This window comes from Methylobacterium guangdongense, from assembly GCF_038442355.1.
Classification (GTDB): domain Bacteria; phylum Pseudomonadota; class Alphaproteobacteria; order Rhizobiales; family Beijerinckiaceae; genus Methylobacterium; species Methylobacterium guangdongense.
In genome coordinates this window covers 236,026-262,938 of sequence record NZ_JBBXMX010000003.1, presented here as the reverse complement: position 1 = coordinate 262,938, position 26,913 = coordinate 236,026, and the positions used below count along the sequence as shown (strand labels likewise).

The 26,913-nt window shown below is 66.6% G+C and carries 25 protein-coding genes; 12 read left to right on the top strand and 13 right to left on the bottom strand.

The annotated features are described in order from the left end of the window. Positions 1–4 precede the first annotated feature (4 nt). The gene (locus AAHG09_RS08315) at positions 5–1,075 is read right to left on the bottom strand and encodes a phytoene/squalene synthase family protein (protein ID WP_342106596.1); all 1,071 of its coding nucleotides are present in this window, start codon (positions 1,073–1,075) and stop codon (positions 5–7) included. Beyond that, a complete protein-coding gene (locus AAHG09_RS08310; RefSeq protein WP_342106595.1) occupies positions 1,056–2,579 on the bottom strand; it encodes a phytoene desaturase in 1,524 nt (507 codons plus the stop codon). Before AAHG09_RS08310 ends, AAHG09_RS08315 begins: the two co-directional genes overlap by 20 nt. A 214-nt stretch (positions 2,580–2,793) precedes the next feature. Between AAHG09_RS08310 and fcl the strand changes: the two genes are divergently transcribed. Genes fcl through AAHG09_RS08295 form a run of 3 tightly spaced genes read left to right on the top strand, consistent with a single transcriptional unit; the run spans position 2,794 to position 5,489 of the window. Next, positions 2,794–3,765 (top strand): GDP-L-fucose synthase, encoded by a 972-nt coding sequence (gene fcl / locus AAHG09_RS08305; RefSeq protein ID WP_342106822.1) that lies wholly within the window; start codon positions 2,794–2,796, stop codon positions 3,763–3,765. Between the two features lie 53 nt (positions 3,766–3,818). Continuing rightward, positions 3,819–4,850 (top strand): SGNH/GDSL hydrolase family protein, encoded by a 1,032-nt coding sequence (locus AAHG09_RS08300; protein WP_342106594.1) that lies wholly within the window; start codon positions 3,819–3,821, stop codon positions 4,848–4,850. Between the two features lie 3 nt (positions 4,851–4,853). Then, a complete protein-coding gene (locus tag AAHG09_RS08295; RefSeq protein ID WP_342106593.1) occupies positions 4,854–5,489 on the top strand; it encodes a GDSL-type esterase/lipase family protein in 636 nt (211 codons plus the stop codon). Here AAHG09_RS08295 and ilvD read toward each other — a convergent pair whose 3' ends face one another. Next, entirely contained in the window at positions 5,490–7,319 is a 1,830-nt protein-coding gene (gene ilvD / locus AAHG09_RS08290) for a dihydroxy-acid dehydratase (RefSeq protein ID WP_342106592.1), read from the bottom strand. A gap of 128 nt (positions 7,320–7,447) precedes the next feature. Here ilvD and ade point away from each other — a divergent pair, with 128 nt between their 5' ends. Then, entirely contained in the window at positions 7,448–9,169 is a 1,722-nt protein-coding gene (gene ade, locus AAHG09_RS08285) for an adenine deaminase (protein ID WP_342106591.1), read from the top strand. Positions 9,170–9,257: 88 nt separating this feature from the next. Further along, a complete protein-coding gene (locus AAHG09_RS08280; protein WP_342106590.1) occupies positions 9,258–9,683 on the top strand; it encodes an organic hydroperoxide resistance protein in 426 nt (141 codons plus the stop codon). Between the two features lie 176 nt (positions 9,684–9,859). On the opposite strand, the gene AAHG09_RS08275 is transcribed toward AAHG09_RS08280, so the two are convergent. The 7 genes from AAHG09_RS08275 to AAHG09_RS08245 all read right to left on the bottom strand — a co-directional run bounded on the left by AAHG09_RS08275 (position 9,860) and on the right by AAHG09_RS08245 (position 19,408). Next, positions 9,860–11,008, bottom strand: coding sequence for an acyl-CoA dehydrogenase family protein (locus AAHG09_RS08275; protein ID WP_342106589.1), 1,149 nt, complete (start codon positions 11,006–11,008; stop codon positions 9,860–9,862). A gap of 10 nt (positions 11,009–11,018) precedes the next feature. After that, complete coding sequence (locus tag AAHG09_RS08270; protein WP_342106588.1) at positions 11,019–11,768, bottom strand: glucose 1-dehydrogenase; 750 nt, start codon at positions 11,766–11,768, stop codon at positions 11,019–11,021. 23 nt (positions 11,769–11,791) lie between these two features. Beyond that, positions 11,792–12,925, bottom strand: coding sequence for a CaiB/BaiF CoA transferase family protein (locus tag AAHG09_RS08265; RefSeq protein ID WP_342106586.1), 1,134 nt, complete (start codon positions 12,923–12,925; stop codon positions 11,792–11,794). Between the two features lie 196 nt (positions 12,926–13,121). Continuing rightward, positions 13,122–13,346: a hypothetical protein gene (locus tag AAHG09_RS08260; protein WP_342106585.1), complete on the bottom strand. Its 225-nt coding sequence runs from the start codon at positions 13,344–13,346 to the stop codon at positions 13,122–13,124. Positions 13,347–13,362: 16 nt separating this feature from the next. Beyond that, positions 13,363–14,196, bottom strand: a complete 834-nt coding sequence (locus AAHG09_RS08255) for a hypothetical protein (RefSeq protein ID WP_342106584.1) — start codon at positions 14,194–14,196, stop codon at positions 13,363–13,365. A 720-nt stretch (positions 14,197–14,916) separates the two neighbouring features. Next, positions 14,917–18,084 carry an efflux RND transporter permease subunit gene (locus AAHG09_RS08250; RefSeq protein ID WP_342106583.1) on the bottom strand — a complete coding sequence of 1,056 codons (3,168 nt, stop codon included), beginning with the start codon at positions 18,082–18,084 and terminating at the stop codon, positions 14,917–14,919. 49 nt (positions 18,085–18,133) lie between these two features. After that, positions 18,134–19,408: an efflux RND transporter periplasmic adaptor subunit gene (locus AAHG09_RS08245; RefSeq protein WP_342106582.1), complete on the bottom strand. Its 1,275-nt coding sequence runs from the start codon at positions 19,406–19,408 to the stop codon at positions 18,134–18,136. Between the two features lie 248 nt (positions 19,409–19,656). Between AAHG09_RS08245 and AAHG09_RS08240 the strand changes: the two genes are divergently transcribed. Continuing rightward, entirely contained in the window at positions 19,657–19,884 is a 228-nt protein-coding gene (locus AAHG09_RS08240) for an HOOK family protein (RefSeq protein ID WP_342106581.1), read from the top strand. A 426-nt stretch (positions 19,885–20,310) separates the two neighbouring features. Then, complete coding sequence (locus tag AAHG09_RS08235) at positions 20,311–20,490, top strand: hypothetical protein (protein WP_342106580.1); 180 nt, start codon at positions 20,311–20,313, stop codon at positions 20,488–20,490. 2 nt (positions 20,491–20,492) lie between these two features. Here the strand turns inward: AAHG09_RS08235 and AAHG09_RS08230 are convergent, their stop codons facing one another. The 3 genes from AAHG09_RS08230 to AAHG09_RS08220 are packed head-to-tail and all read right to left on the bottom strand — an operon-like array spanning position 20,493 to position 22,562. Next, a complete protein-coding gene (locus AAHG09_RS08230) occupies positions 20,493–20,711 on the bottom strand; it encodes a hypothetical protein (protein ID WP_342106579.1) in 219 nt (72 codons plus the stop codon). Then, positions 20,704–21,315, bottom strand: a complete 612-nt coding sequence (locus AAHG09_RS08225) for a cysteine hydrolase family protein (RefSeq protein WP_342106578.1) — start codon at positions 21,313–21,315, stop codon at positions 20,704–20,706. Before AAHG09_RS08225 ends, AAHG09_RS08230 begins: the two co-directional genes overlap by 8 nt. Then, positions 21,315–22,562, bottom strand: a complete 1,248-nt coding sequence (locus AAHG09_RS08220; RefSeq protein WP_342106577.1) for a GNAT family N-acetyltransferase — start codon at positions 22,560–22,562, stop codon at positions 21,315–21,317. The genes AAHG09_RS08225 and AAHG09_RS08220 overlap by 1 nt, the downstream gene beginning before the upstream one ends. A 96-nt stretch (positions 22,563–22,658) precedes the next feature. Here AAHG09_RS08220 and AAHG09_RS08215 point away from each other — a divergent pair, with 96 nt between their 5' ends. The 5 genes from AAHG09_RS08215 to ureC all read left to right on the top strand — a co-directional run bounded on the left by AAHG09_RS08215 (position 22,659) and on the right by ureC (position 26,895). Then, the gene (locus AAHG09_RS08215; protein ID WP_342106576.1) at positions 22,659–23,672 is read left to right on the top strand and encodes a LysR family transcriptional regulator; all 1,014 of its coding nucleotides are present in this window, start codon (positions 22,659–22,661) and stop codon (positions 23,670–23,672) included. A gap of 75 nt (positions 23,673–23,747) precedes the next feature. Beyond that, on the top strand, positions 23,748–24,368 hold the full coding sequence (locus AAHG09_RS08210; protein WP_342106575.1) for an urease subunit gamma: 621 nt from the start codon (positions 23,748–23,750) through the stop codon (positions 24,366–24,368). 96 nt (positions 24,369–24,464) lie between these two features. Further along, a complete protein-coding gene (locus AAHG09_RS08205; protein WP_342106574.1) occupies positions 24,465–24,752 on the top strand; it encodes an AbrB/MazE/SpoVT family DNA-binding domain-containing protein in 288 nt (95 codons plus the stop codon). Continuing rightward, the gene (locus AAHG09_RS08200; protein WP_342106573.1) at positions 24,749–25,165 is read left to right on the top strand and encodes a PIN domain-containing protein; all 417 of its coding nucleotides are present in this window, start codon (positions 24,749–24,751) and stop codon (positions 25,163–25,165) included. The genes AAHG09_RS08205 and AAHG09_RS08200 overlap by 4 nt, the downstream gene beginning before the upstream one ends. Before the next feature lie 2 nt (positions 25,166–25,167). Next, on the top strand, positions 25,168–26,895 hold the full coding sequence (gene ureC, locus AAHG09_RS08195; RefSeq protein ID WP_342106572.1) for an urease subunit alpha: 1,728 nt from the start codon (positions 25,168–25,170) through the stop codon (positions 26,893–26,895). Positions 26,896–26,913 lie beyond the last annotated feature (18 nt).

Here is a 26,913-nt window from a genome sequence, read left to right as displayed (position 1 = left end):
CCGCTCAGGACGGCGCGGACCGGCCGAAGGCTTCCCGTTCCCGCATGCGCTCGATCAAGTCGAGCACGTGGACGACGCGGCCGACGACATCCCACCAGGGCCGCAGGGCGGGCCGCTGGCGCAGCGGAGCGAGCGGGTGCCGCGCCACCGCCTCGATCAGGAACAGCGCCTGCGGCAGCGCGGGGGCGGCAAGCTCGGCGACCTCCGCCCGCGCCCGCGCCGCCTGGGCGATCAGCGCGAGCTTGCGGGCACCGCTGACGCGGGCGCGGCGGGTGACCGTGTCGTGCCCCGACTGCGCGATTCGGCACCCGATCTCGCGGTAGATCAGGCCGGCGGCCCGGATGGCGGGCTGGCAGCGCGGCGGGAGCTGGGCGATCCCGGCCTCGGCGCGGCGGTAGAGCTGGTCCGCCTCGGCGAGCAGCCGGGTGACGATGGCGGTGAGCGCCGGGCTCGGCCGGGGATCGGCCAAGAACGCGTCGGGATCGAGGCCGCCCGCCCGCATCCAATCGAGCGGCAGGTAGATCCGGCCCATGCGGGCATCCTCGCCGACATCGCGGGCGATGTTGGTGAGCTGCATCGCGGCGCCGAGATCGCAGGCCCGGGCAAGGGCTTCAGGGCCGCGGACCCCCATGATCAGCGCCATCATGGCGCCGACCGATCCGGCCACCCGCGCCGCGTAGGCGTGAAGCGCGTCGAGATCGGCGTAGCGCCGCCCCTCGGCATCCCAGGCCAGACCCTCGATGAGCGCCCGCGGCAAGGCTTCGGGAATCGCGCAGGAAGCCACGATCTCCGAGAACGCCCGATCCGCGGGGGAGTCGGCGGCCGCGCCCGCATAGGCCCTGGCGATCCGCCGATCGAGGCGCGCCACCGCGGCGTGGCGGGCGGCTGGACTGGTCGCTTCGTCCACGAGATCGTCCGAGTAGCGACAGAAGGCGTAGAGGCCGTAGGCCGCCTCGCGGACATCGGCCGGCAGGAGTTGCCCGGCCGCGAAGAAGCTCTTGGACCCCCGCCGGATCGCGACCCGACAGGCTGTCCGGTCGGCGGCGGCGGCGAATTCAGGCGGTAACGCGGGCATCGGGAACCACGCTGTCGAGGACGCGGGCGGAAGAGAGCACGCCGGGCAGGCCGGCGCCGGGATGCGTGCCCGCGCCGACCAGGTAGAGGTTGCGCACGTGGCCGTCGCGGTTGTGCGGCCGGAACCACGCGGATTGCGTCAGCACGGGTTCGAGCCCGAAGCCGGAGCCGCGGTAGCTCAGGAAATCGTCCTGAAAGTCCTGGGGCGTCGTCACCTTGGAGGTGACGATCGCCTCCGTCAGGCCCGGGAGAAGGCTCGTTTCCAGGATGCGGGCGATCCGGCGTCGGTAGGGCTCCGCGAGCGCGCCCCAATCCTGGCCACCCGCGAGATTCGGCACCGGTGCCAGCACGTAGAAGGCATCGCATCCCGGCGGCGCGAGGCTCGGATCGGTGGCGGTTGGCCGGTGCAGGTAGAGGCTCGCATCGTCGGCCAGCACCTTGCGGTCGAAGATGTCGGCGAGAAGCCCGCGGTAGCGCGGCCCGAGCAGGATCGTGTGGTGATCGACCTCCGGGTAGCGGCGCTGCGTGCCGAAGTACCAGACGAACAGGCCCATGGACGACCGGGCCCGGCGGAACCGACCTGCGCTCCAGCTCTGCGCCCGCGGGAGCAGCCGGGCATGCGTCACAGCCGAATCCGCGTTCGAAACGACGAGGTCGGCCGCGATCGTTTCGCCGCCCTGAAGTTCGACCCCGGTTGCGGCGCCGTTCTGGACCCGGATCCGTGCCACTTCGGCGCCGAGTCGCACGCGCCCGTGCTGACTGCGGATCAGGCGGACGAGCCCGTCGACCAACTGCCCGGTGCCGCCCATGGCAAAATGGACGCCCCAGCGGCGCTCCAGATCCGCGATCAGGCAGTAGATCGCGCTGGCGCGGAAGGGATTTCCGCCGATGAGCAGGGGGTGGAAGCTGAAGACCGTGCGCAGCCGGTCGTCGCGGATGAACCGGGCCACGACGTCATGCACCGAGCGGTGGCCCGACAGGCGGATCAGGTCCGGCGCGATCTTCAGCATCGCGCCGATCCGCCCGAACGGGACGTGGCCGAGTTGCTCGAATCCGATTTTGCACACGGCCCGGCTGTGCGCCATGAAGCGCTCGTAGCCGGCCACGTCATCCGGCGCGAAGCGGGCGACCTCGGCGCGCATCCGCTCCGGATCCCCACTGTAGGCGAAGGACGAGCCGTCCGCGAACTGGATGCGGTAGAACGGATCCATCGGGACCAGGGTCACGTCGTCGGACAGGCGCCGTCCGGCGAGGGTCCAGAGTTCCTCGAACAGCTGCGGCGCCGTGACGATGGTGGGGCCGGCGTCGAACGTGAAGCCGTCCTGCCGGTGGACCCGCGCCCGGCCGCCGGCCTGTTCCAGGCGCTCCAGCACCGTGACGCGATACCCCCGGGCGCCGAGCCGGACCGCTGCGGCCAACCCGCCGAAGCCCGAGCCGATGACCACGGCGTGCGGTCGCCGATCGCGGCTCTGTTCAACGCTGTGATCGACCGCGAGTGTCAGCATAGGTTGACACTATGGCGGCGTTTCTCCGGCGCGCAAGGGCCGAACGCGAACAAGCGTCGCCGCATCTGACGCGCTGGGATAGGGGGGATCCAGCACGTCGAGGCCATGCGCCGCAAAAATTCCGCGCTGGCGCCAAGATTCTCCGTCCCAACAGCGTTATAGGCCCCCTTCAGACCGTGGGGCGGACAGGAAACGGGACGTGAGGGCTGATCTGATGGAGGATCGCGGTCAGACCATCTTCGTGGCGGGCCATCGCGGCATGGTGGGCTCGGCGATCGTGCGCTGCCTGCAGGCGCAGGGCCACGCGCGCATCCTCACGGCCGACCGGCAGAGCCTCGACCTGACCGATCAGGCCGCCGTGCGTCGTTTCTTCGCCGAGAACCGGATCGATCAGGTCTACCTCGCCGCCGCCAAGGTCGGCGGCATCCACGCCAACAACACCTACCCGGCCGAGTTCATCCACGACAATCTCGTCATTCAGGCCAACATCATCCACGCCGCCCACCTCGGCGACGTCGACCGGCTGCTGTTCCTGGGCTCGTCCTGCATCTACCCCCGGCACGCCGACCAGCCGATGCGCGAGGACGCGCTGCTCACCGGCGTCCTGGAGCCGACCAACGAGCCCTACGCCATCGCCAAGATCGCCGGCATCAAGATGTGCGAGAGCTACAACCGGCAGTACGGGCGGCGCTATCGCAGCGTGATGCCGACCAACCTGTACGGGCCCAACGACAACTTCCATCCCGACAATGCCCACGTGCTGCCCGCGCTGATGCGACGCCTGCACGAGGCGAGGGAAGCGGGGCGGGACAGCGTGACGGTCTGGGGCACGGGCCGGGCGATGCGCGAGTTCCTGCACGTCGACGACATGGCGCGTTCCAGCGTCTTCGTGATGGACATGGACGATGCGCTCTACGCGGCCAACACGCGGCCGACCCTGTCGCACATCAACGTCGGCACCGGGGTCGATTGCACGATCCGCGAGTTGGCCGAGGCGCTGGCCCGGGTGATCGGCTACGACGGCCGCCTGGAGTTCGACGCGTCGAAGCCGGATGGCACGCCGCGCAAGCTGATGGACGTGTCGCGCCTCTCCGCCATGGGCTGGCGGCCGGAGATCGGGCTGGAAGAGGGCCTGCGCCAGACCTATGGCTGGTTCCTGGAGAATCAGGCCCACATCCGCGGCTAAGATCAGCGTCGCCAAGGCGGATCCTGCGATCGGGCTGAAGGAGAAAAGGAACCATGGCCGAGCAGACGCCCGACGCCGACGCGTATGCCCGACGCCAGAAATTCGTGAGGCTGTTCCAGACCTTCGACGCGCGCACGCGCTTCCCGGCGCCGTATGTTCAATTTGCCGGAAAGCCGCTGACGTACCTGCCCGAAAAAGGATGGCGCTACGACGGGCTTGGCTACTTCAACACCCAACACGCGGAGCCGCGCCCCGCTTCGGAGACGCTGCGCGTGTTCCTGGTCGGCGACAGCACGCTGCTCGACGGTCAGGTCTTCGCCGACACGGTGCCAGGACGCCTCGAAACGGGGCTGAAACGGCTCCACGGCGAGGGCGCGCGGGTCTACAATTTCGGCGCGATCTCGGCCTGCCTCAACCAGATGATCGCCCTGATCACGACCCGGCTGATGGATCTCCAGCCGGATGTGATCCTGATCGTCGGCGGCGGTACCGACATCTTCCAGCCGTGGAGCTTCGATCCGCGGGCCGGTAACCCGTTCAATCAGTTCGTCAGCGAGTGCCTGCACGACTATTTCTTCGACCCGGCGCGAACCGAGGCCGAAACGCAGGCGCTGTCCTACGAGAGCCTGCAGGAGATGATCTTCAATCGTCTCGAAAACCTGCGGGCGCTGACGAATTGGCAATCCGATATCTGGGAATGGGAGGTCGTCCGCCAATTTGAGCTGTCGCTGAAGCGCCTCGCCCGGCTCGCACCCGGCATCGGCGCGCCGATGCGGTTCTATCTCCAGCCCACCGTGGTCCGCAAAACCGAGCGCGTGGCTGAGGAGGCGAACGCTGCCTCCGGGACTTTCTTGGCTTATCTCGACCGGCAGTACGATCGCTTCGCCGGCGTCCTCGACCGGCTCGACCTAGCAGCCGAGTCTCCCTTCGCGGTCCGGGATCTGAGCCGCCTGTTCGAGGAGGATCGCCGCTTCCTGTTCACCGACATCGTGCACGTGACCTCCGAGGGCCGGCAGATGATAGCGGATCGGCTGCAGGCGGAGATCGCCGAAGTGCTCGGCGCACCGTTGGGGGCTGCGGTCTGATCCATGGTGGCGCCGATCGTCTTCATCGGGGACTCGATCACCGAGCAGTGGGGCAATCTGTGCGCCGCGACCTTCGCGGCTCACCATCTCATCCCCCGCGGGGGATCGGGCCAGACGGCGCGCTGGATCACCATGCGGTTCCGCCGCGATCTGGAGGAGACCGGGGCGAAGGGCGTTCATCTGCTGTGCGGGGTGAACGATATCGGCCGCAATGAGGGGTTCTTCGTCCCCGCCGAGGAGATCGCGCGGACTATCGCCGGCATGCTCGACGAGGCGCGGGCGATGGGTGTGACGGCCTGGGTCGGCTCAATCATGCCGGCCGCGCGGATTCCGTGGAATCCGGCAGTGCCGGACGCACCGGCGATGATCGCGTCCGTCAATGCGTGGCTGCGCGACCACGCCCAAGAGCACGGGGCGACCTACATCGACTACCATTCCGTGCTGGCCGACGGATCGGGCGGGTTGCGCCGGTCCTACGGGACGGACGGGCTGCACCTCAGCCTCGCCGGTTACAGGGCGATCGAACCGCTGATGCTCTCCGCCCTCGGCCGCATCCCGCCCGGCGCGGCCGCCGAGGCCGCGCCGGTACGCAGATCCCTGCGGGATCGCATCGCCGGCCTGCTGACCGGCACCCGCTGATCAGACCCGGCGCACGGCCCCGTGGGCGGCGCTGGTCGTCAGCATCGCGTAGGCGCGCAGGGCTGCGCTGACCTTGCGCTTGCGGGGTTGGGCGGGCTGCCAGCCGGCCGCCTCCTGCTCGGACCGGCGCCGATCGAGCTCGCCCGCATCCACGTCGAGGCGGATGCTGCGGTTCGGGATGTCGATCGCGATGGTGTCGCCGTCGCGCACGAGGCCGATCAGGCCGCCCTCGGCCGCCTCGGGGGAGACGTGGCCGATCGAAAGCCCCGAGGATCCACCGGAGAACCGTCCATCCGTCACCAGGGCGCAGGCCTTTCCCAGACCCTTCGATTTCAGGTAGCTCGTCGGGTACAGCATCTCCTGCATGCCGGGACCGCCGCGCGGACCCTCGTAGCGAATCAGCACGACCTCGCCGGCCGTCACCTTGCCGTTGAGGATGCCGTCCACCGCTGCGTCCTGGCTCTCGAACACCCGGGCCGTCCCGGTGAAGGTCAGGATCGAGGCATCGACGCCCGCCGTCTTCACGATGCAGCCCTGCTCGGCGAGGTTGCCGTAGAGCACCGCGAGCCCGCCATCCTGCGAGTAGGCATGGGCGGCATCGCGGATCACGCCGCCCTCCCTATCGAGGTCGAGTTCGTCGAACCGGGATTCCTGGCTGAACGCGACCTGGGTCGGCACGCCGCCGGGGGCCGCGCGGTAGAAGGTCTGGACCGAGGCGGCAGGCTCGCCGCGCACGTCCCAACGGGCGAGCGCCTCACCGAGCGTCCCGGCCGAGACGTTGCCGACGCGGGTGTTGATCAGGCCGGCCCGGTCGAGCTCGCCCAGGATGCCCATGATGCCGCCGGCCCGGTGGACATCCTCCATGTGGACGTTGGCGACCGCCGGGGCGACCTTGCACAGCACCGGCACCCGCCGGGACAGCCGGTCGATATCCGCCATGGTGAAGGGCACCTCGCCCTCGTGGGCGGCGGCCAGCAGGTGCAGCACCGTGTTGGTCGAGCCGCCCATGGCGATGTCGAGGGTCATGGCGTTCTCGAAGGCCGTAAAGCTCGCCACCGCGCGCGGCAGAACGCTCCCGTCGTCCTGCTCGTAGTGGCGGCGCGCCAGATCGACGATCAGGTGACCGGCCTCCACGAACAGGCGCTTGCGGTCGGCGTGGGTGGCGAGCACCGAGCCGTTGCCCGGAAGCGCCAGCCCCAGCGCCTCGGTCAGGCAGTTCATCGAGTTCGCCGTGAACATGCCTGAGCACGAGCCGCAGGTCGGGCAGGCCGAGCGCTCGATGACGGCGACGTCGGCGTCGGAGATCCGGTCGTCGGCGGCCGCGATCATGGCATCGACGAGATCGACCTTCTTGGCGATGCCCGGCAGTTGCACCTTGCCGGCCTCCATCGGGCCGCCTGAGACGAACACGGTCGGAATGTTGAGGCGGAGCGTCGCCATCAGCATGCCGGGGGTGATCTTGTCGCAGTTCGAGATGCACACCATCGCGTCGGCGCAGTGCGCGTTGACCATGTACTCGACCGAGTCGGCGATCAGCTCCCGGGACGGGAGCGAGTACAGCATCCCGTCATGGCCCATGGCGATGCCGTCATCGACCGCGATCGTGTTGAATTCCTTGGCGACGCCGCCGGCCGCCTCGATCTCGCGGGCGACGAGCTGGCCGAGATCCTTCAGGTGGACGTGGCCCGGCACGAACTGCGTGAACGAGTTCACCACCGCGATGATCGGCTTGCCGAAATCGGCATCCTTCATGCCGGTGGCGCGCCAGAGGCCGCGGGCGCCGGCCATGTTGCGGCCATGAGTCGTGGTGCGGGAACGATAGGCAGGCATCGGCAGGTTCGACTGGTTTGAAGGTGCTGGGCTTCTGCCCCCCTGCCGGTCCACCTGCAAGCGTCGCCGAAGGCCTCGCATCCGTGGCATGCTCCCGGCGGATAGCGAGGCGGAAGCGACATCACGCGATGCGACAGGCGGATCTCCTGCGGCGGGCCATCGATCAGGGACAAGGCCGCACCGAGGCCGATCTCGTCCTGAAGGGCGGCCGGTTCCTCGATCTCGTGACCGGGGATCTCGTGGCGTCGGATGTCGCCGTCTGCGGCGACCGGATCGTCGGCACCTTCGGGACCTATCGCGGACGGCGCGAGGCCGACATCGCCGGCCAGATCGTGGTGCCGGGCTTCATCGACACGCATTTCCACGTCGAATCGTCGCTGATGCCGCCTCAGGAATTCGAGCGCTGCGTCCTGCCCCACGGGGTGACCACGGGGATCTGCGATCCGCACGAGATGACCAACGTCCTCGGGATCGAGGCCTTCCGATGGTTCCTGGCCTCGGCCGAGACGCTGGCGATGGACCTGCGGGTGCAGCTCTCTTCCTGCGTCCCGGCGACCGACCATCTGGAAACCTCGGGCGCCCGGATCGCGGCGGCCGATCTCCTGCCCTTCGCCGCCCACCCGAAGGTGATCGGGCTCGCCGAGTTCATGAACTTCCCCGGGGTACTGGCGGGCGACCCGGCCGTGCTGGAGAAGCTCGCAGCGTTCCAGGGCCGCCACATCGACGGCCACGCCCCGCTCCTGCGCGGCGCGGCCCTCAACGGCTACATCGCCGCCGGCATCCGCACGGAACACGAGGCGACGACCCCCGAGGAGGCCCGCGAAAAGCTCTCGAAGGGCATGACCGTGCTGATTCGGGAGGGCTCGGTCTGCAAGGATCTTCACGCGCTGGCGCCGATCCTCACCGAGCGGACCGCGCCGTTCCTGGCCTTCTGCACCGACGACCGTAACCCCCTCGACATCGCCGAGGAGGGGCATCTCGACTTCATCATCCGCACCGCCATCGCGCTCGGCGCGCCGCCGCTCGCCGCCTACCGGGCCGCGTCGTGGTCGGCCGCGCGTGCCTTCGGCCTGCACGACCGGGGCCTCGTGGCGCCGGGCCAGCGCGCCGACCTCGTGGTGCTCGACGATCTGGCGACCTGCGCGGTCTCCCGGGTGTTCGCGGCCGGACGGCCGGTTGACGACGGGCTGTTTGCCGGCCGGCAGCCCATCGCCCCGATCGGCCGTGGCAGCGTTCGGGCGCGGCGGGTGACGGCGGCGGATTTCGCCGCGCGGGGCTCCGGCCCCTCGACGCCGGTGATCGGTGTCGTGCCGGGCCAGATCATCACCCTGCGCCACGACCTGACGCTGCCCTATGTCGGCGGTGAGCGGCAGGTCGATCTCGGCCAGGACGCCGTCAAGGTCGCGGTCGTTGAGCGCCACGGACGCACGGCGCCGGGTGCCCGCGGGATCGGTGTTGCCTTCGTTAAGGGGTTCGGCCTTCAGCGCGGCGCCATCGCGTCTTCGGTCGGGCACGACAGCCACAACATCACGGTGGTCGGTGTCGACGAGGCCGACATGGCGGTGGCGGTGAATCGCCTGGGCGAGATCGAGGGCGGCTTCGTCGTGGTGGAGGGCGGGCGCGTACTCGCCGAGATCGCGCTGCCGCTTGCCGGCCTCATGAGCCTGATGCCGTTCGACGCGATCCGGCGGGATCTGGTCACCCTCCGGGCCGCCGCCAAGAGCCTGGGCGTCGTCCTGCCCGAGCCGTTCCTGCAGGTGGCGTTCCTGCCGCTCCCGGTCATCCCGCATCTCAAGATCACCGATCGCGGATTGGTCGACGTCGACCGCTTCTGTCTGATCGATCCTTGAATATCGATTGCGCACAATCTAAATTGGGGCTATCCAACCGCGGGCCGGCCCCTAGATGCCGACTCGCATTCATAATTCGGAGTCTCGCATGTCCGTGGACGTGAAATACCGCACCACTGCCACCGCCACCGGAGGCCGCGACGGCGCCGCCCGCACGGCCGACGGCAGCTTCGAGGTCAAGCTCGCGACCCCGAAGGAGCTTGGTGGCGCGGGTGGTCCGGGTGCCAACCCGGAGCAGCTCTTCGCCTCAGGCTACTCGGCCTGTTTCCTCGGTGCCATGAAGGCGGTGGCGCCTTCGCTGCAGCTGAAGGTTCCGGCCGATACCAGCGTGACGGCGGATGTGGGCATCGGCCCGCGCTCCGAGGGCGGCTTCGGCATCACCGCCGATCTGACGATCAGCCTGCCGGGCCTCGACCACGCCGACGCGCAGAAGCTCGTGGAGGCGGCGCATCAGGTCTGCCCGTACTCGAATGCCACCCGCGGCAACGTCAATGTCGGGCTCAAGGTGGCCTGAGGCATGATGGAGCGGGCTTCGCCTCGGCGAAGCCCGCATCGTAGGCGAGACGGGCCGACGCGCCTGCACAAGCAAGCGGGTTCACGCGTCTCGGTCCGACACTGAGCTTTCTTAAAAACAAGCGCTTTTCCCTCCCCACCAGGGGAGGAGAAAACCGCACGGCTCGATCGTCGCCGTCAGTACGAGCGCGGTAACCCGAGCACGTGTTCGGACAGGTAGGCCAGGATCAGGTTCGTCGAGATCGGTGCGACCTGATAAAGGCGCGTCTCGCGGAACTTACGCTCCACGTCGTATTCCTCCGCGAAGCCGAAGCCGCCATGGGTCTGGATGCAGGCGTTGGCCGCCTCGAAGGAGGCGTCGGCGGCAAGCATCTTGGCCATGTTGGCCTCCGCGCCCGGATTGGCGCCGCCCTCATAGAGGGCCAGCGCCTCGCGGACCATCAGCTCCGCCGCCCGCATGTTGGCGTAGGCCCGGGCGATCGGGAACTGCACACCCTGATTGGCGCCGATCGGCCGGCCGAAGACCGAGCGCTCGCCGGCATAGGTTTTCGCCCTGTCGATGAACCACTTGGCGTCGCCGATACACTCGGCGGCAATCAGGATGCGCTCCGCGTTCATGCCCGACAGGATGTAGCGGAAGCCCCTGCCCTCCTCGCCGATCAGGTTCTCCACCGGCACACGGAGGTTGTCGAAGAAGACCTCCGTGGTGGCATGGTTCATCATCGTGCGGATCGGCCGGATCGTGAGCCCGTTGCCCCGCGCCTCGCGCATGTCGACGAGGAGAACCGAGAGGCCGTCGGTGCGCTTCATGCCCTCGGTCCGCGGCGTCGTGCGGGCGAGGAGCAGCATCAGATCGGAATACTCGGCGCGGCTCGTCCAGATCTTCTGGCCGTTGACGACGTAGTGATCGCCTTCCCGACGCGCTGTCGTCTTGAGGCTGCCGGTATCGGTGCCGGAGGTGGGCTCCGTCACCCCGAAAGCCTGGAGCCGGAGGCGTCCCTCGGCGATGCCCGGCAGGTATTCGGCCTTCTGGGCCTCCGAGCCGTGCCGGAGCAGGGTGCCCATCGTGTACATCTGCGCGTGGCAGGCGCCGCCATTGCAGCCCGCGCGCTGCACCTCCTCCAGGATCGCGGCGGCGGCCGAGAGCGGGAGGCCCGAGCCGCCGTACTCCTCCGGAATCAGGACCGACAGATAGCCGCTCTCGGTGAGCGCGTTCACGAATTCCGTCGGGTAGGCCATCTCCCGGTCGAGTGCGCGCCAATACGGGCCCGGGAAGCCCGCGCAGAGCTTCGCCACGGCTTCGCGGATCTCGGTATAGGCTTCCATGGCGTGCTCCTCAGGCCGTGCGGCCGCCGTCGATCGGCAGATCGACGCCGGTGATGAATGCGGCTTCGTCCGATGCCAGGAACGCCGCCGCCGCCGCGATGTCGCTCGCCTGCGACATCCGGCCCAGCGGGATGGTGGCGATGAACCGTTCGCGATTCTCAGGCGTGTCGGGCACGCCCATGAACTGTTCGAGCAGCCCGGTCGCGCCCATCACCGGGCAGAGGGCGTTCACCCGGATCTTCCAGGGCGCGAGTTCCAGCGCCAGGGATTTCGAGGCGAGGCTCGCGGCACCCTTCGAGGCGTTGTACCAGGTGAGTCCGGGGCGCGGCCGCAGCGCCGCGGTCGAACTGACGTTCAGAATCACCCCGCCGCCCTGGTCGCGCATCAGCGGGGCGACCGCCCGGACGAAGTGAAAGATCGACTTCACGTTCACGCGGAACACACGGTCGAACTCTTCCTCGGTCACCTCCAGAAGCGGCTTGTTGCGATGGGTGGTGCCGGCGTTGTTGACCAGGATGTGCGGGGCGCCGAACCGCTCGCGGGTCGCCATGACGGCGCCCTCGACCGCGGCGGCATCGCCGACATCCGCGCCGATCGCGAGCGCGTTCGCACCGATCTCCGTCGCCACGCGTTCGGCCGCCGCCCGGTCGATGTCGAGGCAGGCGACGCGGGCCCCCTCCTCGGCGAAGCGCCGGGCGATACCCGCGCCGAAGCCACCGCCGGCACCCGTCACGATCGCGACCTTCCCGTCGAGCCTCATGGTCCCCTCCCCTGGTGTGGTGATCAGCGCGTAGCGAATTCCGCGCGGACGGCTGTGCTGTGCTGGCCGATTTCAGGGACCGGACCGAGTGCCCGCGTCTGCCCGTCGACCAGCACCGGCGGCGCCACGATATGGGCGGTCCCGCCGGGCGTCTCCACGGCGGCCCGCAGCAGCGCCGGATGGGTTGCGAGATCGGCCAGGGTGTTGACGAAGCCGTAGGCGGTGCCGGCTTCCTTCAGCCGGGCCGCCGCCGCATCGCGGGTCAGCCTCGCCAGGGTCTCGGCGATGCGCCGGTCGACCATCTCCCGGTTGGCCACCCGGGCGGTGTTGGGGGCATAACTCTCGGCGGTCGCGAGGTCGGGCTCCTCCAGCACCACCGCGCAGAAGCGCGCCCATTCGCGCTCGTTCTGGATCGAGATCAGCACGAGGCTTTCGTCGGCGGTCGGGAAGGCCCCGTAGGGGCAGATCGACGGATGGGCGAGGCCGACCCTTTGCGGGACCCGGCCGGTGCCCTCGAAGTAGAGCAGCGGCACGTTCATCCAGTCGGCTGCGCCGCTGAACAGGCTGACCTCCAGGCTGCAGCCCTCCCCCGTGATGCCCCGGGCGATCAGCGCCTCCAGCACGGCGGCATGGGCGTCCATCCCGCAGGCCACGTCGCAGACCGAGACACCGACCCGGCCGGGGCCCGCCGGATGGCCGGTGATCCCGGCAAGCCCGCTCTCGGCCTGGACCAGCAGGTCGTAGGCCTTCATGTCGCTGTAGGCGTGGCCGGCACCGTAGCCGGAGATGTCGACGGTGATCAGGCGCGGATGGCGGGCACGCAGTTCCGCGGACCCGAAGCCCGCGCGGGCGGCGGCGCCGGGGGCGAGGTTCTGCACGAACACGTCGGCCCGCGCGAGGATCGCATGGAGCAGGCGCGCATCCTCCGGATCCTTGATGTCGGCGACGAGGCTCTCCTTGCCGCGATTGAGCCAGACGAAGTAGCTCGACAGCCCGTGGACGGCCGCATCGTAGCCGCGGGCGAAGTCGCCCTCGGGGCGCTCGATCTTGATGACCCGCGCCCCGGCATCGGCCAGCCGCGACGTGCAGTACGGGGCGGCGACCGCCTGCTCCAGGGCGAGGACGGTGAGCCCTCGCAGCGGCAGGTTCTGACTCATCCGCGTCCTTCATGTCCGGGGCCCGTGGCCCGATCCGGACACAACTGGTTCAGCGGCCGTCCGTGCCAAGCGGAGCGGAGTAACATGGACGTGGCCAGTCGAGTTCCGGGAGAGGCAGTTCGATGAATTTCCCCCTCTCCATTATGGCATGAGGGTAAAACAAGTAGCTGGAAGTCTGTTGCTGATCGACCGCGACCTACCCTTCACTCGTGTTGGCCACCTCATTCATCCTTCGATCTGACGACGCTGAAGGAGGCGCGTCGCGCCGGTCCAGCTGGGCGATGCGCCTGCTCTCCGACAAACGGTAATTCAAAAGCAATTTCAGCGTCTGACCAGTAATCAGCTGAAAAAATACATGATGATATGTTACATAATGTTCACCTGAAAAAGACGACGCATCAATATGGCGTGCATTGTTCATGTTTGCCATCGGATAATCAACAGTCATTACCAGTCGATAGCATTTTGGCTTCACCAACTGCATAATCCATTTTGTTGAGAGGTGCAGGTTCAATTTTCGGCAATTCAAAGTCGGCATCAAGGATATGTAACCACAGCCGCTCGAGTATATAACCATAGCAGATATCTCCCAACGAGGCTTGATACAGCATTTTCAAGCTTTCAGTAGGCAGTTTTTTGACAAGAAAATTCCGTGCTGCGAAAAGAGCTCCGTATGAAAATACTCCTAGTGAATAAAGTTCTGCTTCACGTGCAAGATGCGGCAATTTTGCTAAGTTCAAAAAATGAGAGGCAACGTTCGTTCCTTCTGGGAGTTGACCATGCACCTCACGATAATGTCTACTGGTATTATAGGCGCCCACATCAAAAAACTCGATTGGCATCCAAGTATGGAGGGAAAAGCGCTCTGGTCTTACCCGCAGCCGGCCATCCAGCTTGGCCTCGTAGTCATCCCGCAGGTAGCGAGGAGGAACATCATGATCTTCTCTCCAACCCCAAGATAACGGTTGTAGGTCGCTCCACTGCCGCCAGTTGGAGAGAAGTTTCATAAAATCTGGACTATGGGTAAAAGGATCCGCTTGCGCATAAACAGTGAAATTATTGCTGTCGTCAACCTTCGTCCCCATATGGAACAGGTAAGTTTCCGATTCGCGCCCGACATTTGGTCGTTCGATAATTGAATGAGCTCGTCGGAGAACCGCTGGAGATACAATAGGGTTTCCTTTGTTGTAGATATATATCTCAAAGTCATCCGGAATGTGTACGATCCAGTCTACCGACTCGCGATAGCGGGCAAGGACGATCTTATTCACAATCGGTCTCCGTTTAGATTACCATACCCTGCTTAAAGTGCTTTCTTAGACAAATGAGCTTAATCCGGCTATATATCTTTGACCTCCTAATTTCGAGAATGACTCTGGAGCAGCGTAGAAAGCGTAGCTTGTGCAAGGCTGAATGCGGATTCCCAAGGTGTTCCGTTTCGGCAGAACTCTCAGCGTTAATCTTTTTCAAAACGCGTAAAAATCTACTTGCTCGACAAAATATAAAGCTTACGAAGAGCTTAGGAATATTTCTTTTTCGAACATGTCAAAATTTATGTTCTACGACCACAAACAGTGGTGACGAATCACAGATCCAGTCTCCGTACAGCAGCATTCCGGCGGGTATTCGCTAGAAAGAATAAGATTGCCAACTTCAGTTCAAAAGATATATACGGTTACATATTTTAATATAACAACAGTAATTAAATTTTCAATACATGGATCTCACAGAATTTGCATTAACAATGCATAATTGTTTTCATCTTCAAAGCTCCAAGATTTTGAGACGAATTGGCTAATAAAAAATTGATTCCACTAATGTCGTATATCTTCGTATCTATGAACATTGAGTACCATTTTCGGTAATTTCCATACTATTCAGCGTGCAATATAATCAGAAAAATGGGACTTACTACACAATTTCGTCTAAAGCCTGTCAATGCAGCGTGAAACTGATCCGCTCGCCCTGCAAATACGGGCTCGATCCCCGACCTACTCCGCCGCCCGCAGCGTCGGCGGCCCGCGAACCTCCTCTTCAGGCTCCGCCTCGCCATCGTTGAGCGCGGCCTCCAGGGTCGGCTTGTCACGATAGGAGAAGCGGTGCGCCAGCCGGTCGAGGTAGATGTAGATCACCGGCGTCGTGAAGAGCGTCAGGACTTGGCTGACCGCCAGACCGCCCACCATGGCGTAGCCCAGCGGCTGCCGGATCTCGGAGCCGGTGCCATGGGCGAACATCAGCGGAATGCCACCGAGCAAGGCGGCCATGGTGGTCATCAGGATCGGGCGGAAGCGCAGCAAGGCGGCCTTCCGAATCGCCTCCTCGGGCGTGAGACCCTCCTCGCGTTCGGCCACGATCGCGAAATCGACCAGCATGATGCCGTTCTTCTTCACGATGCCGATCAACAGAATGATGCCGATCAGCGCGATCAGGCTGAAGTCGAACCCCGCCATCATCAGGACCGCCAGCGCGCCGACGCCTGCCGAGGGCAACGTCGACAGGATGGTGATCGGGTGGATGAAGCTCTCGTATAGGATGCCGAGGATCAGGTAGACCACGAACAGGGCCGCCAGGATCAGCAGCGGCACGGTCGAGAGCGATTGCTGGAAGGCCTGGGCGGTACCCTGGAAGCCGCTCACCACGGTCGGCGGCACCTGCAGGTCCCGCATCGCCTGCGCGATCGCCTCGGTGGCCTGCCCGAGGGCTACGCCCTGCGCGAGATTGAAGCTGATCGTCACCGCCGGGAATTGGCCCTGGTGGTTCACGGCGAGCGGCGCCACCGGAACGGTCGTCCAATGCGCGAAAGCCGCGAGCGGCACTTGGCCGCCGCCATTGGGTGCCTTGATGTAGATCTTGTCCAGGCTCTCGACGCTGCCCTGGAGCGCCGGCAGCACCTCCAACACCACGTGGTAGCTATTGAGCTGCGTGAAGTACTGCGCGATCTGCCGCTGGCCGAACGCGTCGTAGAGCGTGTCGTCGATGAGCTGGGGCGTGATGCCGTAGCGCGAGGCGGCGTCGCGGTCGATCGACAGGGTGAGCGTCGTGCCGCGGGTCTGTTGATCGGTGGCGACGTCGCGCAGCTCCGGCAGTGTCTTCATCGTGTCGAGGATCTTGGGCGCCCAGGTATTTAGCTCGGCGAGATCCGGATCCTGCAGCGTGTACTCGAATTGCGTGCGCGAGGTGCGACCGCCCGTGCGTACGTCCTGCGTCGCCTGGATGAAGGTGCGGACCCCTTCGACCTGATCCAGCTTCGGCCGCAGCCGCCCGATCACTTGGAACGCGTTGACGTCGCGCTCGTCGCGGGGCTTCAGCGTGATGTACATGCGCCCGGAATTCAGCGCCTGTCCGTTGCCGCCGAGCGACATGCCCACCGTCGCCACGGCCGGATCGGCCTGCACGATGGCGCCGACCTTCTCCTGTAGTTTCTGCATCGCCGAGAACGAGATGTCCTGCCCCGCCTCGGTGACGCCGATCATGAAGCCGGTGTCCTGCTGCGGGAAGAATCCCTTCGGGATCGCAACGAACAGGTAGCCGGTCAACGCCAGCGTGGCGAAGAAGACCAGCAGCGTGACCTTGCGGAAGCGCAGAGCCACATCGAGGGCATCCGCATAGACGGACAGCAGCCAGTCGAAGCCGGCCTCGCTGATCCGGTAGAGCCGGCCGTGCCGCTCGGCGCCATGGGGCTTGAGCAGGCGCGAGGCCATCATCGGGGTGAGCGTCAGCGACACGAAGGCCGAGACCGCGATCGTCATCGACAGCACCACGGCGAACTCGCGGAACAGCCGGCCGATGATGCCGCCCATCAGCAGGAGCGGGATCAGCACCGCGATCAGCGACACCGAGATCGACACGATGGTGAAGCCGATCTCACCCGCGCCCTTGAAGGCGGCCTCCATGGGCCGCATCCCCTCCTCGACGTAGCGACTGATGTTCTCCAGCACGACGATCGCATCGTCGACCACGAACCCGACCGAGATCGTGAGCGCCATCAGCGAGAGGTTGTCGAGGGTGTAGCCGGCCATCCACATCAGCGCGCAGGCGCCCAGCAGCGCGAGCGGCACGGTCACGCTCGGGATCACGGTCGCCCAGAAGCTGCGCAGGAAGACGAAGATCACCCCCACCACCAGCACGATGGTGAGCAGCAGCGTGAACTGGACGTCCTCCACCGAGGCGCGGATCGTCTGGGTGCGGTCGCTGAGGATGTCGATCTTAATGCCGGCCGGCAGCGTCGCGGTCAGGCGCGGCAGCTGCGCCTTGATGCTGTCCACCGTGTCCATCACGTTGGCGCCGGGCTGCTTGAACACCACGAGGAACACGCCGCGCTTGCCGTTGGTCCAGCCGGCCTGCTTCATGTCCTCCGGGCCCGCGACCGCGCGACCGATGTCGCGCACCCGGAGGGGCGCGCCGTTCTGATAGGCGACGATCACGTCGTTCCAGTTCTTTGCCGCCGTGAGCTGGTCGTTCGCGTAGATCGTGTAGCTGTGGCTGCCGCCGTCGATACTGCCCTTCGGGTTGTTGACGGTGGTCAGGGTGAGCTGCGTGCGCACGTCCTCCAGCGACAGGTTCTTGGCCACGAGCTTGGCCGGGTCGAGCTGGATGCGGATCGCCGGCTTCTGCTGGCCGCCGATGAACACCTGGGCCACGCCCGAGATCTGGCTGATGCGCTGGGCGAGCTGCACGTCGACCGCGTCATCCACGTCGATCAGCGGCATCGTGTCGGAGGTGGCCGAGAGCAGCAGGATCGGCGAGTCGGCCGGATTCACCTTCCGGTAGGTCGGCGGGATCGGCAGATTCTTCGGGAGCTGGCCGCTGGCGGCATTGATCGCCGCCTGGATGTCGCTCGCCGCCCCGTCGATGTTCCGGTTGAGGTCGAACTGAACGGTGATCGACGAGATTCCCAGCGAACTCTGCGACGTCATCTGCGAGACGCCGGGGATCTGCGAGAATTGCCGCTCCAGGGGCTGCGCCACGGAGGACGCCATGGTCTCCGGGCTGGCACCGGGGAGCTGCGCCGTCACCTGGATCGTCGGGAAATCGACCTGCGGCAGCGGCGCGACGCCGAGCAGCGGATAGGCCACGATCCCAAGGAACAGGATGCCGACCATGATCAGCGTGGTCGCCACCGGGAAGCGGATGAACGGCGCGGAGATGCCGCCCTTCATCGCCGGCCCCCGCCAGCCGATCGATCCGTCTTCGGAGCAGGCCGATGCATCAGCGGTGCGCCTCCACCTGATGCGCGGGCGTTGTCGCCTGCGCCGCCCCTGAGGCGTGCGCCTCGGCGACGAGGCTGCCGTCCTGCACCTTGTACTGGCCGGCCGTGATCACGCGCTCGCCCGGCTTCAGGTCACCGCCGAGGATTTGCGTGCGCCCCGAATCGGACCGGCCGGCCTTGAACGCAACCTGATGCGCATGGTCGGTCTCGTCGACCACGAAGGCGAACAGGCCGTCCGGGCCATGCTGAATGGCGTTGTCCGGTATCGTCGTGGCGCGCGCCACGATGCCGACGCGCATCTTCGTCGAGACCGACAGGCCCGGCCACAGCACGTGGTTCTGGTTCTCGTAGACAGCCTTCAGGCGGATGGTACCGGTCGCGGTATCCACCTGATTGTTGAACAGGGCGAGCTTGCCGTCGGCGAGCTTGGTGAGCCCGTCCGAGCTCCAGGCCTCCACGGGCACGTCGCCCGTCCGCATCGCCGCGGTGATGGCCGGAAGCTGATCCTCCGGCGCGGTGAAGACCACGAAGATCGGCTCGACCTGGGTGATCGTCACGATCGGCGTCTGGCCGGCGGCGTTGACGATGTTGCCGATATCGACTTGGCGGAAGCCGGTCACGCCGGCGATCGGGGCACGGATCGTGGCATAGCTGAGCTGCGTCGTGGCGTTGTCGATGGCGGCCTGATCGGAGGCGACCTGCGCGGTCAGCTGCGCGACCAGGGCGGTCTGCGTCTCCGTCTGTTGCCGCGACGCGTAGGCGCCGAGACCCGTATAGCGGACAAGGTCGGCCTTGGCGTTGTTCAGGTTTGCGGTGTCCTGGTCCTTCTTGGACTTGGCCTGATCGAGCGTCGCCTGATAGGGGCGCGGATCGATCTGGACGAGGACATCGCCCTTGCGGACGGTCTGGCCCTCGCGGAAGGCGACCTGCTGAATCTCGCCGTCGACGCGGCTGCGGACCTGGACGGTGTTGTAGGCCTGGACGGTGCCCAAACCATTCGACACGAGGGCAAACGGTCCCTGCTCGACGATCCCGAGCGTGACCGGGACCGCCCGCGGTGCGGCGGCCTTCGGCTTCGCCTCCGGCTGGTTGAGGCGGGTGTAGCCGTAGGCGCCCCCACCCGCTGCGGCCAGAAAGACCAGCATCAGCGCGAAGCCGCGACCGCGCTTCGGTCTGGTGACGGCAGCCGTGTGCCGGACTGCGCCGCCCTTGTGCGCCGCCTCGATCGCATCCGATCGAGATGCAGCGCGATGATCCGCATCATCGCTCAGCATGCGCTCACGTCCGCCCCTCGCGCCGCCCGCGGCAGGATCTGGAATATTTTGCATTCAGTAGCATACAATCCGGGCGATCGACACCGATGCGCTCCACCGAGCCAAACGGTTTCACGGGCAACGGACAGTGCAAACTCGGGTAAGTCAGGGTAGCTACGGCGCGACCGCGGGATCGTTGCGGCCACCGCGCTCCCTCACGCAGCTTCGGCCATCGCGTCGGCGACGGCTTCCCGAGATCAGAACCCCGCATGGCCCAGACGCTCGAATTGGACGGCCTGTACGAGCTGCACGCCGCGCTCCTTGAGGAACGGCAGATCCTCGTAGCCTCGGTACGGAAGCTGCGCGAGACGCGGCGGCAGAAGGGCACGTTCGTGCTGGGCGATGGATCGGAGGCTGGGCCACGATTCGTGGCCGTGCAGCAGCAGATCGATGTGGTCGAAGCCGTCATCGCCACGTTGACCGGGTCCCAGGCCTGATACGCTGCGCCTCTCGAGTGTCCCTGGAGTCCGGGCACGGGCGGCACAGGGCGGCTTCCGTAGGACGCGCGGGTGTCCACGATGTTTCTGACCCGACACGATGCGGCACCGACCTCAGGGTTTCGCCCGGCGCCTGGACCTGTCGCCAGGACGAGGAAGAGGGTGCCTTCCGCACTTGGCAGCCAGCTTCATCACTCAGCCGTGTTATTAAGACTTTGCAATCTGCTCGGACGAGCCGCACGCATCGATCGCGTTGCTATCGACAGCGTCGAGGGCGAAGCTGAGCTGCTCGCGTACCGAGTAACCGGGCGTCCGACGTTTGGGTGACGATGCCGGCGCTTTGTCGAATGCTTTGGGCAGGCTCGGGCTGGACCGGTCGGCTTGCCGCCTGTAGCCGACGGCGCGTCAGAGCACGGAAGACCTACGATGGACGCCTTCGAACAAACCCCATCGCCCCAGGATTCCGAAGGGCACCGCGCGCTTCAGCACGATCCGGACACGCTCGCCCTGTGGCTCGCCCTCGACGCGGATCGGCGATCGCGGGACGAGCGCACGGAACGCCTGCGCGCCATGCGCCTGATCGACGGTGAGGACGAGGGCGTCTGAGTTCAGTCCTCGCGCCCATCCCCGTTGGTGATGCGGGCCGCCAGCGCGAACCCGACCGCCACCGCCATGGCCTCGGCATGGGCGATGAGCGTCGGATCTCCGATCTCCCGCGCGGCCTGGAGCAGCGCGACCGCGTGACGTCCGAGGCGCAGGTCAATGTCCGCATCGCCCGCGCGCGCTGTTGCGCCGCCGGCACCGTCGTTCTGGATGCGATCAATCATTGGCATGGGTCGAGCTGGGGGAGAACGTCGTCACGCCGAAGGGCGATGTGGCGGCGATCCAGGCTTGCGTGTTCATGACATCCCCGAACGCACGCAGGACGGCACTTACCGAGCGGTGGATGTCGGCGGCGGCGATGCCGTCGAGGCCGTGGCTCGCCGAGGCGTCGTTGAGGAAGGTGATGTCCTGACCGCGGTGATAGCCGTCGATCGCGGTGGCGAGGCAGGCGGCCTCGCCCGCGAAGCCCGCGATGACGAGGGGTGGAGAGCCCCGCTCCATCACGTCGGCGAAGGACGGGCTGGCGTAGCAGGAGGGCCGGTCCCGGTCGAAGATCATGTCGCAGCCCTGCGGCTCGAATCCCTCGATCCAGCGGGCGAAGCGGGTGCCGGCCTGGAACAGGGGCGCCCCGATCCAGCGGACATAGGCGATTTGAATGCCGCTCTCGCGGGCGTGGTCGAGGGCGAGTCGACAGTTCGACAGGGCGGGGCCGATGCTCGGCAATGCCAGCGGCCGGCCCGCCACCTCGTATTCCTGCTGCATGTCGACCAGAACCAGCACCGGGACGCTGCGCGGTCGTCGATAGAGCGCCGGATTGATCTGGCGCATCACAGGGCGACCTTGCTGTCGACGGAGGGCCGGGTGACGGCCCGGCTCCGCGAGTGATCGAGCGCCCCGGCCCGGTGCCAGCGGCCCTCCGGCCGGATGATCACGTAGGGATCGACGCCGATGCTGATGGCCTGGGGATGGCGTTCGGCGTCAAGGATCATCTCGACGTAGTCGAAGTCGGAGAAGACCAGTTCCTGCGCGCCTTCGAACACCCGGAAGCCGAAGCGGCTCCAGAACCCGACGAGGCGCTTCTGCGCATGGCCGTAGAGCCGGCGATACCCCTTCACCCGGGCGAGTTCGATCCCGGCGCGGACCAGCGCGAAGGCCATGCGGGTGTTGCGATACTCGGCCCGCACCGCCAGCCGCTCGATCTTGGCGAAATCCGCGAAGAAGCGGATGCGCAGGCAGCCCGCCGGCTCATCGCCCACATAGCCGATCAGGTGGGTGGCCGAGAGGTCGTTGCCGTCGAATTCCTCCTCGTACGGGCAGGCCTGCTCCGCCATGTAGACGGCAGACCGCAACGCGATGACGCGGGAGAGATCCTCCATGCTCCGCGCCACGGCGACGCTGGTGCCATGGCCGCCGGGACGGTGGCTGTCGTAGATCGGCGCGGTGTCGGGCTTCGCGCCGCGGGCGAAGTGATAGAGGCCGACCTGCAGCGGGTTCGGCGGGGCGAAGCCCAAGGTCGTCAGCAGCGCCGCGCCCTCGGGCGTCGCGGCCCGGGCGTAGAAGTCGACACCCTGATAGTTCGGGCTGGACAGACGATCGAAGACGAGGCCGACGCCGCCGGCCAATCGGCGACGCGCGTAGACGGCCCAGACGTAGATGCCGGCCGGCCGTTCGTGCTGGCCCGCGAGCATCGCCACCGGCGGATCGGCCGCATCGAAGGTTCCCGCCTTGAGGGCGGCGAGGCCCACGGCGTTCAGCATCAGGCAGGCGACGAAACCATCGCCCCGGGGGGCGGCGGCGTCGAACCTGTGCCGCTGCGCGATCGCCCAGACGCTGTCCGGATTGTGCGACATCACCCGCTGCACGGTCGCCAGCGGCGCGAGGCCCGGCAGATCGGCCTCGGCGGCTGCGATGAGCCGCTCGAGATCCGTCGGCATCGGCATGAAGACGACGAGATGGCGGGCGAGCCGATCGATGCGGATCGCGCCGAGATCATGTCGCGGCGCCGAGACTTGCGAAGTCCCAAGTCGTGCCGGATCGCTGGCGACGAATTGCGATCGATCGATGTGCACCGTCATCGGATGACCTGTCATCGGTTTCGAATTGACGGTTCATCACTTCGCATCTAGCGCTGGCGTCGTATGTGCAAAAATTGGAACAGGGGCGTTCCGGAGATGGAACAGACCGAGGCGGCCCTGGGCCCGATGCCGGATTGGCAGACGATTCGGGTCTTCCTCGTCCTGGAACGATCCGGAAGTTTTCGGGCGGCGGCCGCCAAGCTCGGCCTCTCGATCAACTCGGTGCGCCGGCGGATCGGCGATCTGGAAGCCCTGATCGGTGCGCCCCTGCTCACCCGCCATGTGGACGGCATCCGGCTGACCGCCGAGGGCCGCACCATCCTGGAGGCCGCAAGCCGCATGGAGGATGCCGCGTTCGGATTGATGCGGGCGGGCGATCTGGCCCCGTTCTCGGAGGCCGGTGAGGTGCGGATCGCGGTCACGGAGGGTCTCGGCGCCTTCTGGCTCGCGCCGCGGCTGGTCGAATTCCAGAGGGCGAACCCGCGGCTGACCGTCGATCTGCGCTGCGCGATGGAATCCGCCGACGTCCTGCGGCTGGAGGCGGACCTCGCGATCCAACTGACCCGGCCGACCAGCCCGGATCTGCGGATCGTGAAGCTCGGCCGCATCCACCTGATGCCCTATGCGGGCCAGGACTACGAGGAGATCTACGGGCTGCCGGGCGCACCGGAAGATCTGGTCCGCCACAGGATCGTGGTTCAGGCGAGCAGCCAGACGGTCCGCCTGGAGGATTACAACCGGGACATCCCCGGCTTTCCCGACACGATCCCGATCGCCCTCAAGATCAACGTCAGCAGCGCGTATTACTGGGCGATCGCCAAGGGCGCGGGCATCGGCCTGTTGCCGACTTACGCCAGCGCCATCGGGGCGCGTGTGATCCCGATCGACAATCTCGGCCGGTACAGCCTCGACATCTGGTTGACCTACCATCCCGACGCGGAACGGATCGAGCGGGTGCGCCGAACGATCGACTGGGTCCGCGCCGCCTTCGATCCCAAGCGCTACCCCTGGTTCCAGGACGCGTTCATCCACCCCCGGGATCTGCCGGCCGCGATCAAGGGGGCGCCCCTGCCCGACCTGTTCGCCGGCTTCACGGCGATGACACCCTGAGGAGACGGCCTCGTCACCCTTGACCGCGCTCTGCGCATGATCCTTGCTCCGGCGGTCACGACGACGAGGTTGCCCGTGCTGCTGACACCCCGCGAGAAGGACAAGCTGCTGATCGCCATGGCGGCCCAGGTGGCGCGCAACCGCCTGGCCCGCGGCGTGAAGCTCAACCATCCGGAGGCGGTGGCGCTGATCACCGACTTCGTGGTCGAGGGTGCCCGGGACGGCCGGACCGTCGCCGAGCTGATGCAGACGGGCGCCACGGTGCTCACCGCCGATCAGGTGATGGCGGGGGTGCCCGAGATGATCCACGACATCCAGGTCGAGGCTACCTTCCCGGACGGGACCAAGCTGGTCACGGTGCACCACCCGATCCGGGGCGCGGCGGCGTCCGACGTACCCGGTGCGGTGACGACGCTGCCCGGCGAGATCGTGTTCAACGTAGGCGCCGAGCGTACGGTGATCGAAGTCGCCAATACGGGCGACCGGCCGATCCAGGTCGGTTCCCACTACCACTTCTTCGAGGTCAACCCCGGCCTCGTGTTCGCGCGCGAGCAGGCCCGCGGCAAGCGGCTCGACATCGCACCCGGCACCGCCGTCCGCTTCGAGCCAGGCTCGACCCGGGAGGTCACGCTGGTGCCGCTGTCCGGCGGGCGCACCGTGTACGGATTCCGGGGCGACGTGATGGGCAAGCTGTGAGCGTGCCACCCGGCGCTACCAGCCGTCACCGCTTGCACTCATCCAGCAGTTTTCCTTACAGGAAAGCATTTAGGTAAGGTTGTTGGGATGAAGTCGGTGGAAGCCACCCTGACGTCGAAAGGTCAGGTGATCGTGCCTGCTCCACTGCGGAAGGCACTCGGCCTTAAGGCGGGCGACAAGCTCGTCTTCAAACAGGACGCGAAGGGCCGCTACTTCATCGAGGCTCGAACAGAAGCGCTTGCCGACCTTCGCGGGAGCGTCGGACGCGCTGCATGCGATCCGATTGCGCCGGTCGATAGCGCACGCATCGCGCGTTGGATCGAGGAGAGCCGCGCCGGCAGCTGGAGCGGGATGAGGGACACAAGCGAGGATGGCGAGGCGTGATTGGTCTCGACACCAATGTTCTGCTGCGTTGGCTCGTCGACGAAACGGTCTGGCCTGACGATGCCCCTGATCAGACGGCCAAAGCAGCTGAAACTCTGAGCCGCCGCGATGCTCAGTTCTTTGTAAACACGGTCGTGCTGGCCGAGACGATCTGGATTCTATCTCGACCGCTGCGTCAGCAGAAGGCGACACTTGCAGCCCTCGTCCAGCGACTTCTCGATAGCGCGAACATCGTCATCGACCATCGTGAAGCTGCCGAGGCCGCTCGGGCCATTTGGAGTAAGGGCCGAGGCGGCTTTGCCGATCATCTGATCGGCGAGATCAACCGGTCGGTCGGCTGCAAAACGACGCTGACCTTCGATCGCAAAGCCGAGCCAGCCGACGCCTTCACACACTTGCGACGGGACAGCTGACAATGGCCAACACTCCGAAGCCCGCCAGCCTCCCCCGCGCCGCCTATGCCGACATGTTCGGCCCGACGGTCGGCGACCGTATCCGCCTCGCCGATACGAGCCTGGAGATCACGGTCGAGCGCGACTTAACAACCTACGGGGAGGAGGTGAAGTTCGGCGGCGGCAAGGTCATCCGCGACGGCATGGGCCAGAGCCAGGTGACCAATGCCGACGGCGCCGTGGATACGGTCATTACCAACGCCGTCGTGCTCGACCATTGGGGCATCGTGAAGTGCGATGTGGGCATCGTGCGCGGCCGGATCGCCCGCCTGGGGAAGGCCGGCAATCCGGACGTGCAGCCGGGCGTCGACATCGTGGTGGGCCCCGGCACCGAGGTCATCGCCGGCGAGGGCAAGATCCTGACCGCGGGCGGCTTCGACAGCCACATCCACTTCATCTGCCCGCAGCAGATCGAGGAGGCTCTGAGCTCCGGCGTCACCACGATGCTCGGCGGGGGCACGGGGCCGGCTCACGGCACCTTCGCCACCACCTGCACGCCCGGCCCCTGGCACATCGCCCGGATGATCGAGGCTGCCGACGCCTTCCCGATGAACCTCGCCTTCGCCGGCAAGGGCAACGCCGCCCGGCCGGAGAGCCTCGTCGAGATGGTCCGTGCCGGCGCCTGCGCGCTGAAGCTCCACGAGGATTGGGGCACGACGCCGGCCGCGATCGACACCTGCTTGTCGGTGGCCGACGCCCACGACATCCAGGTCATGATCCACACCGACACACTCAACGAGTCGGGCTTCGTCGAGGACACGATCGCCGCCTTCAAGGGCCGGACCATCCATGCCTTCCACACCGAGGGCGCCGGCGGAGGCCACGCGCCGGACATCATCAAGGTGGCCGGGCTGCCCAACGTGCTGCCCTCCTCCACCAATCCGACGCGGCCCTACACGCGCAACACCATCGACGAGCATCTCGACATGCTGATGGTGTGCCACCACCTCGATCCCTCGATCCCCGAGGATCTCGCCTTCGCGGAGAGCCGGATCCGCCGCGAGACCATCGCGGCCGAGGACATCCTGCACGACCTCGGCGCGCTCTCGATGATGTCGTCGGACAGTCAGGCGATGGGGCGGGTCGGCGAGGTCATCATCCGCACGTGGCAGACCGCCGACAAGATGAAGCGCCAGCGGGGCGCCCTGGCCGGCGACACCTCGGGCACCGACAACCTGCGCGCCCGGCGCTACGTGGCGAAGTACACGATCAACCCCGCCATCGCGCATGGGATCTCCAAGCATATCGGCTCGGTGGAGGCGGGCAAGCTCGCCGATCTGGTGCTCTGGACGCCGGCTTTCTTCGGGGTGAAGCCCGATCTCATCCTGAAGGGCGGGAGCATCGCGGCCGCGCCGATGGGCGATCCGAACGCCTCGATCCCGACGCCCCAGCCGGTGCATTACCGCCCGATGTTCGGCGCCTACGGACGCGTGCCCTTCGCCACCGCCCTCACCTTCGTGTCCGGCGCCGCCGTCGCGGACGGCCTGCGGGAGCGCCTGGGCGTCCAGAAGGACCTCGTCGCGGTCGAGAACGTCCGGGGCGGCATCTCCAAGAAGAGCATGATCCTGAACGACGCCACGCCGGTGATCGAAGTCGATCCCGAGACCTACGATGTCCGCGCCGATGGCGAGCTGCTGGTCTGCGAGCCCGCCGAGGTGCTGCCGATGGCGCAGCGCTACTTCCTGTTCTGAGGTATCGTGGCCCTTATT

Bases quoted from the DNA above. Each gene is read 5' to 3' on its own strand.
- AAHG09_RS08315 (WP_342106596.1), bottom strand. From the start codon at position 1,075: ATGCCCGCGTTACCGCCTGAATTCGCCGCCGCCGCCGACCGGACAGCC.
- AAHG09_RS08310 (WP_342106595.1), bottom strand. From the start codon at position 2,579: ATGCTGACACTCGCGGTCGATCACAGCGTTGAACAGAGCCGCGATCGG.
- fcl (WP_342106822.1), top strand. From the start codon at position 2,794: ATGGAGGATCGCGGTCAGACCATCTTCGTGGCGGGCCATCGCGGCATG.
- AAHG09_RS08300 (WP_342106594.1), top strand. From the start codon at position 3,819: ATGGCCGAGCAGACGCCCGACGCCGACGCGTATGCCCGACGCCAGAAA.
- AAHG09_RS08295 (WP_342106593.1), top strand. From the start codon at position 4,854: ATGGTGGCGCCGATCGTCTTCATCGGGGACTCGATCACCGAGCAGTGG.
- ilvD (WP_342106592.1), bottom strand. From the start codon at position 7,319: ATGCCTGCCTATCGTTCCCGCACCACGACTCATGGCCGCAACATGGCC.
- ade (WP_342106591.1), top strand. From the start codon at position 7,448: ATGCGACAGGCGGATCTCCTGCGGCGGGCCATCGATCAGGGACAAGGC.
- AAHG09_RS08280 (WP_342106590.1), top strand. From the start codon at position 9,258: ATGTCCGTGGACGTGAAATACCGCACCACTGCCACCGCCACCGGAGGC.
- AAHG09_RS08275 (WP_342106589.1), bottom strand. From the start codon at position 11,008: ATGGAAGCCTATACCGAGATCCGCGAAGCCGTGGCGAAGCTCTGCGCG.
- AAHG09_RS08270 (WP_342106588.1), bottom strand. From the start codon at position 11,768: ATGAGGCTCGACGGGAAGGTCGCGATCGTGACGGGTGCCGGCGGTGGC.
- AAHG09_RS08265 (WP_342106586.1), bottom strand. From the start codon at position 12,925: ATGAGTCAGAACCTGCCGCTGCGAGGGCTCACCGTCCTCGCCCTGGAG.
- AAHG09_RS08260 (WP_342106585.1), bottom strand. From the start codon at position 13,346: ATGAACAATGCACGCCATATTGATGCGTCGTCTTTTTCAGGTGAACAT.
- AAHG09_RS08250 (WP_342106583.1), bottom strand. From the start codon at position 18,084: ATGAAGGGCGGCATCTCCGCGCCGTTCATCCGCTTCCCGGTGGCGACC.
- AAHG09_RS08245 (WP_342106582.1), bottom strand. From the start codon at position 19,408: ATGCTGAGCGATGATGCGGATCATCGCGCTGCATCTCGATCGGATGCG.
- AAHG09_RS08240 (WP_342106581.1), top strand. From the start codon at position 19,657: ATGGCCCAGACGCTCGAATTGGACGGCCTGTACGAGCTGCACGCCGCG.
- AAHG09_RS08235 (WP_342106580.1), top strand. From the start codon at position 20,311: ATGGACGCCTTCGAACAAACCCCATCGCCCCAGGATTCCGAAGGGCAC.
- AAHG09_RS08230 (WP_342106579.1), bottom strand. From the start codon at position 20,711: ATGATTGATCGCATCCAGAACGACGGTGCCGGCGGCGCAACAGCGCGC.
- AAHG09_RS08225 (WP_342106578.1), bottom strand. From the start codon at position 21,315: ATGCGCCAGATCAATCCGGCGCTCTATCGACGACCGCGCAGCGTCCCG.
- AAHG09_RS08220 (WP_342106577.1), bottom strand. From the start codon at position 22,562: ATGACGGTGCACATCGATCGATCGCAATTCGTCGCCAGCGATCCGGCA.
- AAHG09_RS08215 (WP_342106576.1), top strand. From the start codon at position 22,659: ATGGAACAGACCGAGGCGGCCCTGGGCCCGATGCCGGATTGGCAGACG.
- ureC (WP_342106572.1), top strand. From the start codon at position 25,168: ATGGCCAACACTCCGAAGCCCGCCAGCCTCCCCCGCGCCGCCTATGCC.